We start from the raw sequence: 17,372 nt of genomic DNA on the forward strand, positions 1-17,372 counted from the left end.
GTTGTCATGATTTCGTCGTCGGCAGGGTTGTCGTCTCTGTGTTGTCCGCTGGGACAGACGACAGCACCCTGGTGTCCCTCTCTTCTGCCGGCTCTGTCGCGGCATGAGCCGGAGCGCCGCCGGTCGGATCTGTCCAACCGCGGGCCGCATCACCGTCGCCTTTCTTCTCGTCTTGGAAGAATGCGATGACCTGGGGAGGCAGTTTTCCGGTGCCGGCTCCCTGATGAGTCGACTGCGCCACAGCACGCTCGGACCCGCGTTCGAGCTTGGCCAGCTTCAGTTTCTTGCGGCGCTGCATCTTGATCCTCCGTTTCTGCAGCTTGTGCTTGGTCTTGATCCGCTTCTTCTCTCGTCGGTCGCGTTCCTTCTCCATCGCGGCCGGACTGACGCCGAGCAGGAGGCTCTTCACCGCGAGATACCCGCCGATGCCGAACCCGAGGCCGATCGCGATGATGCTGCCGAGCACGAGGACACCGGCCAGAATGGCGAAGAAGATCAGCCACGATGTGCTCATCGGAGGTTCACTCGCGACGGGCGCGACTACCGGAGTCTGGTTGCTGGTGTCAACGGGCGAGACTGCGTCGGAGCCGCCTGCAGCCGCTGCGGTTTCGGCGTCCTTGCCAGCGGTCGTCTCGGTATCGGTCGTCTCAGCATCGGTCGTCTCGGCATCGTCCTGCTTGGCCGATTCGTCTTTCTTCCCATCGTCTCCGGAATCCTTGTTCTTGCTGTCCCCGCCTCCGGCAGCACCTGCTGCGGAGAAGTCGACCGGGGTGAATGATTCGTTGTTCGCGTTCGTCACGCCGTGAGCGCCGATCGTGATGATTCCGCATTGGACCTCGGTGCAGTCCACCTGGGTCTCGTTCTGCGAGCGGTCGTAGGTCGTGAACTTCGATCCAGGTATCCTGATCGTCGCGTTCCAGGCACCGTTGCTCGCGAGTTCACCGCCGTTTGCTGCTTCGGCAGTGCTGCTGCCCGGGAAGGTCACGAAAACCTGGTACCCGGTCGGGTTCGTCTCATCGTCGTAGACGTAGCGGTAGTTCGTTCCCGTGGCTCCACCCTTGCTCGGCCGCCAGCTGCCGCCCGGGTCATCGACCCAGCCGAAGAGCACGTAGACGCCGCCGAATCCGTTCTTCACGGACTGGAATCCGGATCCCGAGAGGTCGAGTGAGAACTCCCCGTCGGCCTTCGGAGTCCCGGACACCGACACCTTCGGCGCGGCCTGGGCCGGGCTCGGGTTCGCCATCGTCGTGGCCAGCCCGAGGACCAGGGCCAACAGGCTCGCGATCGTAAACATGGTGAGGATCTTCTTCACCGGCGCCGAGGCGGTCGCCGGCTTCAGTGCTGTGTTGAACATGGTCAGCTGTCCTTTCGACCGGCTCGCACCGGCACCACGAGTGGTGCCCCGGTGTTCGGGTCGGAAACGATTGTCACGGGGTAGTCGTAGACCTCACTGACGAGGTCGGCAGTGAGAATGTCGGTGGGTGGTCCCTGAGCGACGATGGTGCCGTCGGAGATCACGGCGATCTGGTCCGCATAGGCACCTGCGAGGTCGAGGTTGTGGACGATGATGACCACGGCACCGCCTGTCGCCGCGTATTCTCTGGCCTGTTGCAGGACGAGCTCCTGGTGCCGGATGTCCATCGGCGCCGTGGGTTCGTCAAGCAGAAGCGCGGGTGTCGCCTGCGCGAGCACTCTGGCAAGTGCCACTCGTGCCTTCTCACCTCCGGAGAGCGAGGTGAACTTCCGGGCGGCGAACTGGACCGTCTCGGTCCGGGACATTGCTCCGGACACGATGAGGTCGTCGTGCCGTGATTCGCGCGTTCCGACCCACGGGGACCGTCCCATCTCGACGACCTCAAGGACGGTGAAAGGGAAAGCGAGGCCGATGTCCTGAAGCAGCACGGCACGTCGCATAGCAAGCTCCCTCGTCGACCACGAGTGCTCCACCTCGTCGTCGATGATGACTTTGCCGGCGTCGAGTTCGACGTCCGCGGTGATGACATTGACCAGCGTCGATTTGCCGGCACCGTTGGGCCCGACGACGGCCAGCACCTCACCGCAGCGGATGTCGAGGTCGATGCCCTTGAGGATGCGCTTCTCGCCGAAGCTGACTTCGGCCTCCTGGACGGAGATGATGGATCGACCTGCGACCGGGAATTCCGGACGTCGGGTCGAGGAACGATTCAGGGATATGACACTCATGCCCATCCTCCGGATTCTTTTCGACTGCGTCTGATGAGATAGAAGAAGAACGGTCCGCCCACCAGTGAGGTGAGCATCCCGATCGGCAGATCGGCGAATTCGACGAGTGTTCTCGCCGCCAGGTCGGCGATCGACAGGAGCACTGCACCGCCCAGCACACTCGCCGGAAGCAGCAGACGGTGACCGGGGCCGATGACCATGCGGATGATGTGAGGCACCACGAGTCCGACGAAGGCGATGATCCCGCAGAAGGCGACGGCAGCGGAGACGAGGAGTGCCACGATCACCATGACGATGATGCGCAGCCGTTCGACGTTGATGCCGACGTGTCGTGCGCTCTTCTCGCCCAGCGACAGGATGTCGAGACCCGGTGCCAGTGTCTGGGCGATGATGATGCCGAACACGATGAGCGGAAGGATGAGCCCGACCTGTGACCAGAGGCTGCCGTTGAAGCTGCCCATCTGCCAGAACACGATCTGCTCTCGGGCAGAGGTCGGCGCAGCGAACGTGATGTAGGCGATGGCCGCCCCCGCGATCGCATTGACCGCAACACCGGTGAGGACGAGAGTGATGACCTCGGTGCGTCCACCTGACCGGGAGACCGCGTAGACGATGAACGTCGTGAGCAGTCCGCTGGCGAACGCGAGCGCCGGAGTCGTGAAGCTGCCGAGGAAGCTCCACCCGAAGAGGATCGACGCACTGGCGCCGACGGCCGCACCGGAGGAGACGCCGACGACTCCGGGTTCGGCCAATGGGTTGCCGAAGACACCCTGCATCATCGAGCCGGCCACGGCCAGCGCGGCTCCGACCAGAACGGTCATGACCACGCGGGGGAAGCGCACCTGCCACAGTGCTTCCTCACCGAAATCGTGGCTGGGTCCCGGGAGCCAGTCGATGCCGACCTTGCTCAGCAGGGATCCGATCACTTCGAGGGGTGGAATGAAGAGCTGGCCGATGGCAGCTGAGAGTATGCAGGCAGCGATGAGCGCGAGGAAGAGCACGAGGAACAAGGTCCCTGCTCGGCCCGTGCGCTGTGAGCGGATGCGCTGCAGATCGACACCGTTGCCAGCGGACTCTTTGCCCGCGTTCTCGTTCGGATTCGTCGAGGCCAGCTGTTGGTCACGACGCAGAGGGAGATCCCGCGTTTCGATGGATTCACTCATCAGTCGTCTTCGTCCAGTTCTTCATTGATCTCTTTCAAGCGCTTGTCGATGGATGCCGGTGGATGTTCAGGGTGGTAGGCGAGCTCGGGGGCGTAGATCGATGTGCCCAAAGCTGCGATGACCTCGGCCGAACGTGGTCCGAAGCTCATCACCTCGTAGTCGCTCATGTCGATGATTCGCCTGTTCTCGCCCGCCGGCGTCTGCTTGATGCCGGGCAGCTCAAGTGCCTTGTCGACGCCTCCCACCGAGGCCAGGCCGAGGGTCATGACGATGATGATGTCGGGAGCGGCCTTGATGAGGGCCTCGGAGTTCGTCGGCGACATGCCCTTGAAGCCGACCTCAGCCGCCACGTCGCGGGCGGACACCGACTGGATGAGGGAATCGGCGCCGGATCCGACGCCGAACCAGTAGTAGATGCTTCCGCGCAGGTAGAGGAACACGGTGCGAGGTCGATCGGCGGGATCCTCCGGAGCAAGCTTCTCTACGGCCTTCTGTGTGCCGTTGATCTCGCGAACGGTGCGCTCAGCGAGCTTGTCGCCGAGCTCAGGTACGCCCAGAGCACTCGCCACTTCGCGAATCTGCGGTCCGGCTGAACGCACGCCGTCCTCATAAGAGGATGAGATGAAGATCACAGGAATTCCCGCGTTCCGCAGCTGCATCTGAGCGTCGTAGGGTCCGATCGTCGAATCAGTGAGGATCACGTCCGGGGACAGCGCCAACACTGCCTCGGCGTTGATCGCATGTCCCCCCTGAGTGATGAGTGGCAGCTGTTCGGCGCCAGGAACGAGTTGGGTGAAGTCGGTAGCGATATCGCGGCCAACGAGGTTGCAGGCGAGCCCGAGACCGACGACAGCAGCGGCGATTCCGCCGTTCTGGTTCATCGCAAGGATCCGATCGGTCTTCTTCACTGTCTGGCGAGCCCCGTCAGCGCTCTCGACGGTGACAGGCAGATTCGCCTCGTGCTCGGTGGTGTCGGATACCGGCGGGATCTCTTCGGACTGGGCGTAGGCTGTCGTCGGTCCCGTGATATCGGTCGGGTCAGGGAGCGTGGACCTGTCGACCTCGGGAACCTCGGGAAGGTTGGGTGCTTGACGCGCGGGTGGCTGCAGGCACTCGGTCTCACCTTGGGCGTTGATCGATCCGATGTTGTGCAGCCCGTTGTTCCACAGCAGAACGGCAACCACGCATCCGCCCGCAATCCAGGCGGTTCGACGGAACGAACGCCGACGATGGACTCGTCTCAATTGCCACTTCATCATGAGTTACCCGGGTATCTCCATCGGTAGCTTTAATAAGGCAAGGCTACCTTCATGAAGGTTAGGCACACCTTGGTTTTTTACGATATATCTGTGTAGTCTATTTATCGTTCAGCATTTCCACAACTTTTGCTGATGACGAATCCAGGTTCTATTCACGGACCTGGGACCAAACCTTTCAATGCCGTCTTCGGCAAGAAGATTGAGGAGAATCTATGTCGCAGAGGAGTGTGCGCGCGAGTGTCTCGAAAACACGACGCATCACACCAACACTGGCTGTCGGCGCCGCATGTGCGGCGGTCACCGGTCTGCTGGGTCTCGGAATGTCGGCGCCGGCATTTGCCGCGGACAAAACCGTCGATGACGCAGTCTTCGACTGGTCGGTCAACGATGAGTCCACGGGCGGATCGTATTTCGGCGGGTGCAACTTTCTCGTCGCAGGCGAAGCCGGGGACGCCGGCAGCGCGAGGATCTGGAACAAAAACGATGCCAACGAGGTCTACCCGACCGATGCTGACGGCAACTTCGTCGACGGCAACACGTCGATCGTCAAGACCAACGACAGGAAGTCGACGTTCGCCACGAAATGCCAGACCGGCGATGGAGTATCCGTCAACGGCAAGATCAATGCGCAGGCCGAGAACAATCACACCGGGGACCGGATCGAGATCAAGAATGGTACCGGAACCGTCGATCCTGATGGCAACAATGCCTCAATCCAGTGGGACGGCTCCTGGAGCTTCGCCTACTACGGGGGCATGACCTACTGGACGATCTCCGACCCGAAACTCGAGGTCAAGAACGGCAAGGGCACGATCACCGGCACCTACTCCGGCTACGGTGCGGACATGGATGACCCCAGCATCTGGCTGAAGCTCACGCCCCGTGAGGGCGACGTCGTGGAGATCCAGAATGGTGATGTCGATGTTACCGACGAAGGTTTTGAATTCACTCCTGACTACCTCGGTGTCGAGACCGACACCGAAGGACGCAATCCGCAGGCACCAAAGAACTCTGAGAATGAATCCTGGTGGGGTGCCATGCCTCAGGACTGGATCGACTTCAATGTCGAGACCGGTCAGGACTCGTACTGGTTCACCTCCGCCGGTCCGGCGACATCCATCCAGCCGCGCAAAACGACGAACCCAGTCACGGTCGAATACACGGCGAAGGCCCCAGCGTCCGATGTCGCGACTTCTCACTCCGTGAAGTCTGCTTCAGCTGCGGACGGCCTGGCCGTCAACGTCAAGGGCGAAGGCTACGACAACCTTCCCAACTCCAGCCTTGGCACTCCAGCGGCCGGCGTATACGCCGCGGTCGTCGACCGTGAGCTCGCCAGCGATGACATCACCGCAGGAAACACCGCCGGCGTGCAGTATGTGCGACCCACGCAGATCAACGACGGAAAAGTCGATGTCGACGTAGTCGCCGAAACCAACGCTCTCAGCAAGGACAAGGACTACGACCTCGTCACCTGGGTAGCCCATGGTCTCGCCCAGGGCGATGCGCTGCTCTACCGCGAAGCCATCAAGTTGACCGACGAGCAGAAGCAGGCTCTCTTCCCGGGCGATGACACGGACGAGGCAGCAGCCGAGACCGACGCCGCAGGAAACGACGATGGTGTTGAAGCCAGTGCCGAAACCGACGGCGCAGCCGACGGAGAAGAAGCAGAGGCCGAGACCGACGGCGCAGCCGATGGCGCCGAAGCCGAGACCGATGGTGCCGAAGCTGAAGCCGAGACCGATGGTGCCGAAGCTGATGGCGCAGAGTCCGACGATAAGGGCTCCGCTGACTCCGACGGCGCAGCCGACGTGTCCGAAGCAGCTGCCGAGGCTGATGGTGCCGCTGACGGTGCAGAGGCCGATTCCGCAGATGCAGCCGACGGATCGGAAGCCGAAGCCGATGACACGTCCGCAGCCGATGGCGCAGAGGCCGACGATAAGGGCTCCGCTGGTTCCGAAGGCGACACCGACGGGTCCGAAGCAGCTGCCGAGGCCGATGGTGCCGCTGACGGCGCGGAAGCCGACAGCGCAGCCGACGGTGACGACTCCGACGGATCTGACGACGGTGCCGATGACAAGCCTCAGACTCCCCAGATCGGCGACCAGACAGTCGGCGAGAACGGTGAGATCAAGGGCACAACGGCCCCGAACGCCGAGGTGACCCTTTCCTGGGCACCTGCAGGCAGCACTCCGCAGTCTGCGACCAACGTCACGGTCTTCGAGGATGAGGTTCCCTCCACCGGCACCGCAACCGTGACTGCCGATGACGAAGGAAACTTCACGGCCAAGGCCCCGTCGGAAGCTGGCGCCTACGCCTACTCTGCTGTGACCACGGTCGAGGGTGTTCCCTCCGATCCTGCTCAGTTCACTGTGACTGTGGAGCCTTCTGCTGATGATGGTTCCGCCGGTTCGGCCGGTGGAACAGAAGCCGCCGATGGAGGAGCTGGGCCCGCCGACGGCGGATCCGATTCCGCAGAAGGTGCATCCGACGGGACCGGTGGAACTGCGGGTGCAGGCGGCGAAGGCTCATCGTCTTCAGGATTCGACACCGGCAACTCTGACGGATCGAATCTGCCGCGCACCGGAGCCGAGCTCGCGACCCTGCCGATCGCAGCAGGTCTGATAGTGCTCGGTGCAGCATCCGTGATGTTCTCTCGGATGCGCAAGCGTTAGACTGCATCTCAACAAGGAATGTAGTCAACCAGTGAGATCGTCCCGGTTCGGTGTCTTCTCACCGAACCGGGACGGCCTCACAACCAACAATCTCATCACGAACCGATTGCCGGTTCATCGGTCTCTCAATGAGGAGTCATCATGACTGAAACATTCTCAGCTCGTCTCAAGGCCAGCACAGCCACGATCCACGACGAGGTCGAGCACACCAATTTCATGGTCGATCTCATGGAGGGCAGGCTCGACGCACACGCCTACGCGCTCCTACTCACGCAATACGCTCCTATCTATGCAGCCCTCGAAGCGAAGTCCTCGGAGTTCGCCGCGGATCCGATCTTTGCACCGTTCTATGACGCGGGTCTGTTCCGAACCGAGCGCATCCACAGCGACCTGCAGAAGCTGGCACACGACGGCTTGCCACTCACCAGCAGCGCCGAAGCATATGCGGACCACCTCAACCGGCTCACGAAACCGGAACAGCTCATCGCCCACCACTACACGCGCTACCTCGGGGATCTCTCCGGCGGACAGGCCATCGGCGCTCTCATGGGACGCCACTACTTCGTGCCCGCCGAGGCGCTGACCATGTGGGACTTCGCCGAGGTGGGCAAGACGAAGCCGTACAAGGACGCCTACCGCAGTCGTCTCGATGAAATCGGGGCGGCCGGTGGTGATGAACACTTGGTCATCGAGGAGACGATGACGGCGTTCAGGCTCAACGGCAGACTCCTCGCCGAACTCACGACCAAAGTTCAGGCTCCCGCCACTGCCACTGTCACTGCCACTGCGACTGCAATGTCTTAGTCCGCAATGTCGCAGACTGCGGAGGTTCCTAGGAGCGATAACGCATGAGGATCGCGTCGGCACCCGGGTAGTAGTCGGGGCGTCTGCCCCATTCGCAGAATCCGCAGGAACGGTAGAGTCCCAGCGCCGGTTCATTGTGCTCATCGACCTCGAGGTGCACCACTTCCGCTCCCCTGCTCTGGGCCCAGTCGATCCCAGCCTGCAGCAGCAGGCGTGCGATGCCCTTGCCCCGTCCCGCCTCGGTGGTGGCGATGGTCATGACGTCGCCTTCTCCGCCGCCAGCGGACATGACGATCCACCCGGCCAGCGCCGAGGTGGGTGTCCGTGCCGCGAACATCACCGTTCCAGCCTGCGCCTTCACCGCCCAGTAGTAGGCGTGCGTCCACGCGGTGGGGCCGAAGATCGCGGCATCGTTGTCCGCGACCTCCTCAAGCTCCCACCAGCGCAGTTCGCAGATGTTGGCCTGTTCGTGCACCGAGCCGTCACTCATTTCAGGCTGCTCATCGGTGTGCTCATTTCAGCGAACTCTGCCGAGCGGGCGTGGCTTTGGCATCAGGCTCTCGCAGGTATTCGGGAACCGGTTCGACCAGCTCACGACCGGCTGCGATCTCACGGGCTGCGGCCAGCGCAAGGTATTCGGCACGCGGGTCGACGATCTCCGGGACGCTGGGTACTCCGACTACCTCGGGATAGAGGAGGAATCCGCGACCGACACGGCCCCCGATGTCCGTCTGTCCCACAGCCGCGAGGACCTCGTCAACCTCGGCGGGTTTGGCGACGAAGGGCCCGGCCTGCAATGAGGCGTCGAAGCTCTCGTAGACGCTGAAATACACTTCCTTGCGTCGAGCATCAGCAGCGATGAGCACGGAGCCCGTCGTCTGAGCATTCTTTCGGCGCAGCTCCTCGGCGAGCGCGGCCTGCGACAGGAGTCCCCTGACCGGGATACCGCAAGCCTGGCCCACGGCGATGCCCGCAGCGATCCCGACACGCAGCCCGGTGAAGGGGCCCGGACCGATACCGGTGACGACGAGGTCGGGCCGGGCAGGATTCTCAAGCACCCGAGCCAGTGCCGGGCCGATGAACTCGACATGTCGGCGCTGGTCATCGGCCTGTTCTGCCGCCAGCACCGTCTCGGATTCGGTATCGACCAGAGCCACGGACGCGGCCTGGGAGGTGTCGATGCTGAGTATGATCACTGCTTGTCCTCCTCGTCGACGGATCCTAATGGCCCGTCGAATGTGCTGATCTCAACCGCACCGGCCAAGCCGCGAAGCGATTCGCTCACCTGCTGCAGTCGTGCATCCCACGTGCTGCCATGGCCGTGCAGTTCAACGATCCGTCGTTCGTCCTCGTCAGCCTCGTCGTCGGCGTCCGCCGCAGCCGCGCCGTCGGCATCCATGCCGGCCACAGCCTCACCGTCAGTGCCTTCTGAGGCGTCAGAGGTATCGGCTTCGAGGCCGAACATCGGGGTGATCGTGAGCCCGAGGTAGTCTGTGCTCAGCTGTTCGGCGAGTCCGGCACCCCATTCGACGACGGTGATCGACTCCTCGAGTTCCGAGTCGAGGTCAAGGTCTCCCAGCTCCTCGGCGTCGGAGAGCCTGTAGGCATCCACATGCACCAAGGCAGGTCCGTCACCGAGCGAGGGATGCTCGCGGGCGATGACGAAGGTCGGTGAGGTGATCCGTCCGGCGACGCCCAGGGCCCGTCCCAGGGATTGCGTGAAGGTGGTCTTTCCCGCGCCGAGGTTGCCGCTGAGGATGAGGAGATCACCTGCCTGCAGGTGCCCGGCAAGCACCTCGGCGAAGGTCCGCATCTGCTCAAGTGACGTCAGCCGAAGCTCCATCACAGACCCGCACCTTGGTTGGGTTGTGCCGCACCCTGGGTGGGTTGTGATTCCACTTCCACGCGGTCGACGCGGGAGCTGATGCGGGTGACGATCTCGTAGTTGATCGTATCGGCCCAGTCTCCCCACTCGGTTGCGCTGGGACCGCCGGGGCCGAAGATGACGGCTTCATCTCCGATGGCGATCTCGCCGGCACCGACGTCGACGATCATCTGGTCCATCGCGATCCGGCCGACGACCGGATACCGGGTGCCGCGGATGGAGACCTCGGCCTTATTCGACGCCGAGCGGGCGATTCCGTCGCCGTAGCCGCCGGGCACCAGAGCGAAACGGGTGTCGGCTGCAGCGGTGAACGTGAACCCGTAAGATGCGCCGTGCCCGCTGGGGATGTCCTTGAGGTTGACGACCTGGGAGACCAGCCGCATCACCGGCACCAACCCCAGATCCTGCGAATCCTGATCACCGAGCGGAGACAGACCATACAGCGACAGACCGACCCGAGCCGAAGTGCCCGGGAACGGTGAGAGCGTCAGCGCTGCCGGTGAGTTCGCGATGTGGACGTCGAGTCGATCCGATTCGCCGAGGTGGCCCTGAGCACCGTCGAGCAGCGCTGTGAGTTCCCGGTGGGCCGAGTCGAAGATCTGCGTCTGCTGCCCGGTCTCGACACGCTCGGGTTCATCGGCCACGGCGTAGTGGCTCATAAGACCCACGATTTCGATCCCGGAGTCCCTCGCAGTCGCACCCGAGTCTGCGAGTTCCTGCAGGTACCCAAGCGCACGTTTCCAGCCAGCGGGGGCCAGACCGTTGCGGCCGAGTCCGGTATCGACCTTGAGATGGAGGCGGGCCGTGGTATTCGTGCGATGGGCCGCGTCGCGCAAACGGTCGAGGCACTCGACCGTGGACACGCCCAGCTCGATCGACTCCGCAACGGCAGCGTCGAGATCGGTGTTCGGCCCATACAGCCACGCCATGATGTTCACGTCATCGCCCAGAATTTCGCGCAGCCTCAGCGCCTCGTCGATCGTGGCGACGCAGAAGTCGCGCCAGCCGGCTGTGTAGAGTCCGCGGGCGACGATGTCGATGCCGTGACCGTAGGCGTTGGCCTTGACGACGCATTTGAGGCGGGCGGGTGCGAGCAGCTCGGCGAGGACTGCGGCGTTGGCGCGCAGTGCGGTCACGTCGATCTCGGCCTTGACCAGTGCCCCTGAAGAATCGGTTGATGTCACTGGATAAGAATACCGTGGACCGTCATCCCTCAGTCGAACAGGGACCTGCTCACTCGATGAGGGATCCACCGTGGATGAGTTCCCCTGCCACCTCGGCGACAGCATCGCCCAAGGCTCCGGCGTTCACGGACCGACGACCCGCGGCATTGTGCACCAGCACGCCGAGGCCTGCGATGTGGGCAAGCTCGCGTTCCGGGAGCGGATTTTCGGCCGAAGAATGCTGGTTCCTGGCGTGGAAAGTCGCCACCAGGGCACCGATGATCCCGGCCAGAACGTCCCCCGACCCGGCGGTGGCCAGGCTGGCGGGTCCGACTTCGGGGAGCACGCAGAACCCATCGGGAGCGGCGATGACCGTCTGGTGGCCCTTGAGCAGAACAATACAACCACTGGACTGTGCGGCTCGCTGCGCCCAGCCGATGGGGTCAGCGTTGATCCGGCTCGCGGTGATGATCTCGCCGAGCAGCCGGCTGAGCAGCCGCGCCAGCTCTCCGGCGTGCGGGGTCAGGACGACTGGCCTCTCGGCCAACCAGGTGCCCTTGAGCGATTCTGCACGGCCGACCATGTCCAGCGCCCCGGCGTCGAGGACGACAGGGACATTCGTATCCGCCAACTCGTCGACACAGGCGTGGACGTATTCGTCCTCCGGGTCGCCTGGGCCCATGACCACAGCATTCATCCGTCCCGGAGCGGTGACCACCTCGGCATGGAGGCCGATGACGTAGTCGGCGACCATCTGAGACCCCAAGGAACGGACCATGCCGACACCGCAGTTGACCGCCGAGGTGGTGGTCAGGACTCCCGCACCCGGGTACGCCTCGGACCCGGCGAGGATGCCGACGACTCCGCGGTCGTATTTGTGTCCGTCCGGTTGGGGACGGGGGAAGTCCACATTGAGATCATCGGTGTCGACCACCTCGGCGGTGGCCTGCTTCTCATCGAGTTCGAGTCCGATGTCGACGAGGTGGACTGTGCCGGTGAATGGGTCGACGCGGGGGTCGATCAGCACGGTTTTGAGACCGCCGAAGGTCACAGTGTGGTCGGCGTGGATGCGATCCTTCGCACCTGCTTCGTCTGGGGAGAGGTCGGAGGGGACGTCGACGGCGATGACCGTCTGTGTGATGTGCGTGCCGGAGTTGATGCTGGTGCTGGTGCTGGCACTGGCGTCCGCGCTGGACGAGCGTCGCCAGTCGCGGATGAGCGAGGCGATGTGCTCGGGAAGACCGGGACGGCCGCCGATGCCGAGGATTGCATCGAGGACGAGATCGGACCGATTCAGTTCCCGCAGGACATCGACGCGCAGGCGATCGGACACCTCCGTGTGCGAACGATCAGGCACCTCGGCGTCCGCGTCTGCGGTCTCTTCTGAATTCGGGAAGCCGATGACGACGGCACCGGCTCGACGTGCCGCGGCCAGGCCCTGATCGTGGGTGTGATCGAAGAGTGTCACGACGGTGATGTGCGCCCCGCGCTGGGCCAGTCCGGCGGCGGCGAAGAGCGCGTCCCCGGCATTGTTGCCCGGACCAGCGAGCACGCACACCCGAGTGCCGAAGATCTGGCCCCGAGTCGCTCGCAGCCTGTCGGCGGAGAACCGAGCCAGGGCTCGTGCAGCCCTGGCCATGAGATCGACGCCGGCGTCGAGGAGGGGGCGTTCGGCCTCGCGGATGACAGTGCTGGGGTAGGCGAAGACTGACATCAGTGGTTCCTCATTCCTGGGCCAGACGAGCGAGCTTGCGACCGGCCAGATGAGCCAGGAACAGTGCCTGATCGGCCAGACCTTCGTCGCTGTGTCGGGCTCGGGGCGAATGGTTGGCTTCGCGTTCCTCGACGGGCAAGTTCGGCACCGCCACACCGAAGTGGCCGTACGCGCCGGGAACCTGTTCGAGTACGCGGGAGAAGTCCTCGGATCCGGGGATCGGATTCGGGCGGACCACGGCACGGTCGGCACCGAAGAGGTCGGCGAAGGTCTCGAGGAAGAAGTCGGCTTCCTCGTCATCGTTGATCGTCGGCGGCAGGACTCGCTCGTAGTCGACCTCTGCTTCGAGGCCATGTGCGGCCACCAGTTCGGTGACCAGCTGCGGAAGCTCGGCATCGGCACGGGTGGTGACTTCGTCGGAGAAGGAGCGGACACTGACGACAAGCTGGGCGAAGTCGGGGATGACGTTCGGGGCGGTGCCGCCGTTGAACTGGCCGACGGTGATGACGAGGGGATCGAAGATGTCGAAGCGCCTGGTCACATACTCCTGGAGCTGGCCCACCAGCATCGCACCGACTTGGATGGGATCGCGGCCGGTTGCCGGTCGGGAGGCGTGGGTGCCTTTGCCGCGGACGGTGATGGTCATCTTCGAAAACGCCGCCATGTACGAGCCGCGACGGCAGTAGGCGACGCCGAGGTCCTGGTCGGCGGAGACGTGAATGCCGAAGGCGGCCTTCACCCGCGGTCCTGCCGCGTCGAGGACACCTTCGTCGATCATCTTCCCTGCCCCGTCATAGCCTTCTTCACCGGGCTGGAACATGAAGACGACGTCGCCGGGCAGGGAGTCCCGGTCACGGTGGAGGAGCTTGAGCGCACCCACCAGGCCAGTCGTGTGCAGGTCGTGGCCGCAGGCATGCATCCGCCCAGTTGTGGCCGCGAAGTCGAAGCCTGTCGCCTCCGGCACAGGCAGACCGTCCATGTCTCCACGCAGCAGCACGGCGGGCACCACACCGGTCGAGTCCTTCTTCCGGTCGCCTCCGCGCAGCACGACGACGAGTGAGGAGAGTCCGTTGCCCTTCGTCACCTCGACGTCGAGGCCTTCGATGGCTTCAAGGACGAGTTTCTGTGTGATGGGCAGGTCAAGCCCGACCTCTGCGTTTTCGTGCAGGGCACGGCGCAGAGTCACGAGGCCACCTGCGATGTCCGCGGCATCCTCTGTAGTCGGGAGGTGGATGTCCGTGATGGTTGGACTCTGTGCGCTGTCGGCAACGATTTCAGCGTAGTCGGGAAGTGAGTTCATGGTCCCGAGTCTATTACCGTGCCAGCTGCTCCAGGGTCGTGCTCTTCACCTGAAATGGATGAAGGAGGAAATAGCACCGCCAACTCCATCGACCGCTGCGGCATACTGATGACCATGGTCCATGAGGTCACCCATCAAGGAATGAACCATCCGCGCGCACATCAGAATCAGATCGCCTTCCGTTCAGAACGGCTGAGTCTGCGTCCGTGGGCAAACAGCGATGCGGCCTTCCATCGTGGGCTCTGGGAGGAGCGCGACGAACGCGTTCCTGCCTGGCGGCGCATTTCGGTCGACGGTCATCCGACTCATGCGGAGATGGAGGCCTGGATTCGCACCTGCAGACCAGCGCCGGAACCGGGGCTGCTCGTCGTGGAGAACAGACTGACAGCGGTCCGCATGGGATATTGCGGACTCGTTGACAACAGCGTGGGTCAGCCCGACGAACCGGAGTTGGCTTACGATTTCCTGCAGGAGTTCTGGGGACAGGGGTTCGCGACCGAGGCCTCCCGTGTGGTCATCGATCGTGCACTGGAGATCGGCTACCGATGTTTATCCTCCACTGTTCGCGTGTGGAACACCGCCTCGCTCCACGTACTCGGCAAACTGGGCTTCGTACTCACCGGGGAAAGGGAGCACGACGCTGTCCATGGCGATTCGCTTCTGCTGCGACTATCGCTTCGATGACGGAAGAGTTCGCTCAGCTGAGTCTGCGCCGGCTATCGCGCAGACTGCTTCCTGCCCTCTGCCGTCGTGGCGGGCCGACGATGCGTCTACTGCTTCGGGATCTCACCCAATCGCGCACCCGGCCCGTACATCGACTGCGTGAAGTGCTCGACTTCCCCGTCCACGCCGGGACTCAGCGATGCCCCCTCGCCTTCGACGATGACGAAGGTCATGGTGAGGTTCGCATCATGGGTGATCGAGAGGTGGATGTTCGTGGCGCCGATGCGGTGGAAATGTTCGAGCACGAGACCCCGCAGGCGAAATGAGGGCGCACCAGATCTCGCGGGGACCACCTCGGCGGATTGCCAGGGCAGCCATCCGGGGAATCCGATGGCTTTCTTCAGTGCCTCCTTGGCGGAGAATCTAGCTGCCAAGGAGGCATCCGTCCGGCGTTTGCCGTTGCGTTTGAGCTGTTCGGCGGGGGTGAGCAGGCGATCGAGCAGTTCGGGGACACGCTCGATGTGCTCGGCGAAGCGCGGCACATCGGCTATGTCGGTTCCGATTCCCAGAATCGCCATGTCTCTCCCTTAGCTCTGCAGTCGCAGCCGCAGCTGTCGCGGGCGGTCCGGAGGCCTGCCCGCTTGCACTGAGTCTTACTCCACGGTCACGGACTTGGCGAGGTTGCGTGGCTGATCCACGTCGAGGCCTTTGGCCGTGGCCAGTTCCATCGCGAAGATCTGCAGCGGAACCGTGGTCAGCAACGGTGCCATGAGTGTCGTCGTCTGGGGGACGTAGATGACCTCGGACGCGAATTCCTGGACCTCTTCGTCGCCCTCTTCTGCTATGACTACGGTGTTGGCGCCTCGGGCCCGGACTTCCTGGATGTTCGAGATGACCTTGGCGTGCAGGGAATCGCGGCCGCGCTTGGACGGCACGACGATGATGACGAGCTGACCATCGTCGATGAGTGCGATCGGGCCGTGCTTGAGTTCACCGGCGGCGAAGCCCTCGGCGTGGATATAGGCGAGCTCCTTGAGCTTGAGCGCACCTTCCATCGCCACGGGGTAGCCGACGTGACGACCCAGGAACAGCACCGAACCGACATCCTGGTTCCGCTGTGCCAGTGCCTGGACCTGCTCCTTGTCGTTGTCGAGGAGACTCTGAACCTTCGCGGGGATGGTCTGGAGTTCGTTGAGGATGTCGCCGATCTCGTCGCGGAACTTGTTGCCGCGCAGCTGTGCCAGGTAGAGGCCCAGCAGGTAGCAGGCCACGACCTGTGAGAGGAAGGCCTTCGTCGAGGCGACGGCGATCTCCGGACCGGCGTGCGTGTAGAGCGCGGCATCGGATTCGCGGGGAATGGTGGATCCGAAGGTGTTGCAGATGGCGATGACCTTCGCGCCCTGCTGACGAGCGTGGCGCACGGCCATGGTCGTGTCCATGGTCTCTCCCGACTGGGAGATTGCGACGACGAGGGTCTTCTCATTGACCACGGGATCGCGGTAGCGGAACTCGTGGGCGAGTTCGACCTCGACTGGCACACGGCACCAGTGTTCGATCGCGTACTTGGCGACCTGGCCGGCGTAGGCCGCGGTGCCGCAGGCGATGACGATGATCTTGTCGATGGTCTTGAGCACGGTCTCGTCGATGTGCATCTCATCGAGTGTGAGCTTGCCGTCGATGTCGAGGCGGCCCAGCAGTGTGTCCGCGATGGCCTGCGGCTGGTCGTGGATCTCCTTGTCCATGAAGGAGGGGAATCCGCCCTTTTCCGCAGCAGCGGCGTCCCAGTCGACTTGGTATTCAACGCCGTCGACCTCGTTGCCGTCGTTGTCCGTGATGACCACGGAGTCCGGGGTGATGGTCACGACTTGGTCCTGACCGATCTCTACTGCGGTGCGCGTGTAGTCGATGAAGGCTGCTACGTCGGAGCCGAGGAAGTTCTCTCCCTCGCCCAGGCCGATGACCAGGGGCGAGTTGCGGCGTGCGGCGACGACCTGTCCGGGAGCGTCGGCGTGGACGGCCAGGAGGGTGAAGGCACCTTCGAGCTGGGTGGCGGTCGCGCGCATGGCCTGTGTCAGGTCGCCGGTGTCCTGGAAGTTCTTAGCCAGCTGAGCAGCCGCCACCTCGGTGTCGGTCTCGGACTGGAATTCGACGCCCTCGGCGATGAGGTCGCGCTTGAGCTGGGCGAAGTTCTCGATGATGCCGTTGTGGATCAGCGCCAGCTTTCCACCGTCGGCCACATGCGGATGGGCGTTGAGGTCGGTGGGTCCACCGTGGGTGGCCCACCTGGTGTGGCCGATGCCTGTCTGCGCCTTCGGCAGCGGGTTGGCCTCGAGCTCATCGGTCAGCGCCGAGAGCTTGCCCGCCTTCTTCGCGGTCTCCAGATCACCGGCAGGAGTGACAAGGGCGACTCCCGCAGAGTCATAGCCCCGATATTCGAGCCTCTTCAGGCCGCTGAGCACCACATCGAGCGCCGAGTGATCAGCATTGTCAACGTCTGCTTTGGATACATAACCAACGATTCCACACATGAGAGGAATTTTACGCAAT

Annotated in this window: 15 protein-coding genes; 3 read left to right on the forward strand and 12 right to left on the reverse strand. The window is 63.5% G+C overall.

Annotated elements, in window-relative coordinates:
• Positions 1–4: 4 nt before the first annotated feature.
• The 4 genes from INT40_RS07180 to INT40_RS07195 are packed head-to-tail and all read right to left on the reverse strand — an operon-like array spanning position 5 to position 4,549.
• Positions 5–1,354, reverse strand: a complete 1,350-nt coding sequence (locus INT40_RS07180; protein ID WP_193095803.1) for a hypothetical protein — start codon at positions 1,352–1,354, stop codon at positions 5–7.
• Positions 1,355–1,356: 2 nt separating this feature from the next.
• Positions 1,357–2,202 carry a heme ABC transporter ATP-binding protein gene (locus tag INT40_RS07185; RefSeq protein WP_193071430.1) on the reverse strand — a complete coding sequence of 282 codons (846 nt, stop codon included), beginning with the start codon at positions 2,200–2,202 and terminating at the stop codon, positions 1,357–1,359.
• Entirely contained in the window at positions 2,199–3,365 is a 1,167-nt protein-coding gene (locus tag INT40_RS07190) for a FecCD family ABC transporter permease (RefSeq protein ID WP_193071429.1), read from the reverse strand. The genes INT40_RS07185 and INT40_RS07190 overlap by 4 nt, the downstream gene beginning before the upstream one ends.
• Positions 3,365–4,549: a heme/hemin ABC transporter substrate-binding protein gene (locus tag INT40_RS07195; protein ID WP_319020869.1), complete on the reverse strand. Its 1,185-nt coding sequence runs from the start codon at positions 4,547–4,549 to the stop codon at positions 3,365–3,367. Before INT40_RS07195 ends, INT40_RS07190 begins: the two co-directional genes overlap by 1 nt.
• 287 nt (positions 4,550–4,836) lie before the next feature.
• Between INT40_RS07195 and INT40_RS07200 the strand changes: the two genes are divergently transcribed.
• Positions 4,837–7,296, forward strand: coding sequence for an LPXTG cell wall anchor domain-containing protein (locus INT40_RS07200; RefSeq protein WP_193071428.1), 2,460 nt, complete (start codon positions 4,837–4,839; stop codon positions 7,294–7,296).
• Positions 7,297–7,437: 141 nt separating this feature from the next.
• Positions 7,438–8,100, forward strand: a complete 663-nt coding sequence (locus INT40_RS07205) for a heme oxygenase (biliverdin-producing) (protein WP_193071427.1) — start codon at positions 7,438–7,440, stop codon at positions 8,098–8,100.
• A gap of 28 nt (positions 8,101–8,128) precedes the next feature.
• On the opposite strand, the gene INT40_RS07210 is transcribed toward INT40_RS07205, so the two are convergent.
• Genes INT40_RS07210 through INT40_RS07235 form a run of 6 tightly spaced genes read right to left on the reverse strand, consistent with a single transcriptional unit; the run spans position 8,129 to position 14,162 of the window.
• Entirely contained in the window at positions 8,129–8,590 is a 462-nt protein-coding gene (locus tag INT40_RS07210) for a GNAT family N-acetyltransferase (RefSeq protein ID WP_193071426.1), read from the reverse strand.
• Between the two features lie 22 nt (positions 8,591–8,612).
• Positions 8,613–9,296, reverse strand: a complete 684-nt coding sequence (tsaB, locus tag INT40_RS07215) for a tRNA (adenosine(37)-N6)-threonylcarbamoyltransferase complex dimerization subunit type 1 TsaB (RefSeq protein WP_193071425.1) — start codon at positions 9,294–9,296, stop codon at positions 8,613–8,615.
• The gene (gene tsaE / locus INT40_RS07220) at positions 9,293–9,943 is read right to left on the reverse strand and encodes a tRNA (adenosine(37)-N6)-threonylcarbamoyltransferase complex ATPase subunit type 1 TsaE (RefSeq protein ID WP_101574123.1); all 651 of its coding nucleotides are present in this window, start codon (positions 9,941–9,943) and stop codon (positions 9,293–9,295) included. The genes tsaB and tsaE overlap by 4 nt, the downstream gene beginning before the upstream one ends.
• The gene (alr, locus tag INT40_RS07225; RefSeq protein ID WP_193095804.1) at positions 9,943–11,169 is read right to left on the reverse strand and encodes an alanine racemase; all 1,227 of its coding nucleotides are present in this window, start codon (positions 11,167–11,169) and stop codon (positions 9,943–9,945) included. The genes tsaE and alr overlap by 1 nt, the downstream gene beginning before the upstream one ends.
• Positions 11,170–11,218: 49 nt before the next feature.
• Positions 11,219–12,862, reverse strand: coding sequence for an NAD(P)H-hydrate dehydratase (locus tag INT40_RS07230; protein WP_101574125.1), 1,644 nt, complete (start codon positions 12,860–12,862; stop codon positions 11,219–11,221).
• A gap of 10 nt (positions 12,863–12,872) precedes the next feature.
• Positions 12,873–14,162 (reverse strand): M20 metallopeptidase family protein, encoded by a 1,290-nt coding sequence (locus INT40_RS07235; RefSeq protein ID WP_226830904.1) that lies wholly within the window; start codon positions 14,160–14,162, stop codon positions 12,873–12,875.
• A gap of 54 nt (positions 14,163–14,216) precedes the next feature.
• Here INT40_RS07235 and INT40_RS07240 point away from each other — a divergent pair, with 54 nt between their 5' ends.
• Entirely contained in the window at positions 14,217–14,846 is a 630-nt protein-coding gene (locus INT40_RS07240; protein WP_226830905.1) for a GNAT family N-acetyltransferase, read from the forward strand.
• An 86-nt stretch (positions 14,847–14,932) separates the two neighbouring features.
• Here INT40_RS07240 and INT40_RS07245 read toward each other — a convergent pair whose 3' ends face one another.
• Together INT40_RS07245 and glmS are read right to left on the reverse strand one after the other, a co-directional pair.
• Positions 14,933–15,403, reverse strand: a complete 471-nt coding sequence (locus INT40_RS07245) for a holo-ACP synthase (protein ID WP_193095805.1) — start codon at positions 15,401–15,403, stop codon at positions 14,933–14,935.
• Positions 15,404–15,478: 75 nt separating this feature from the next.
• Entirely contained in the window at positions 15,479–17,353 is a 1,875-nt protein-coding gene (gene glmS, locus INT40_RS07250) for a glutamine--fructose-6-phosphate transaminase (isomerizing) (RefSeq protein WP_101574127.1), read from the reverse strand.
• Positions 17,354–17,372 lie beyond the last annotated feature (19 nt).

It is taken from the genome of Brevibacterium sp. FME17 (assembly GCF_014897515.1).
Taxonomy (GTDB): Bacteria; Actinomycetota; Actinomycetes; order Actinomycetales; family Brevibacteriaceae; genus Brevibacterium.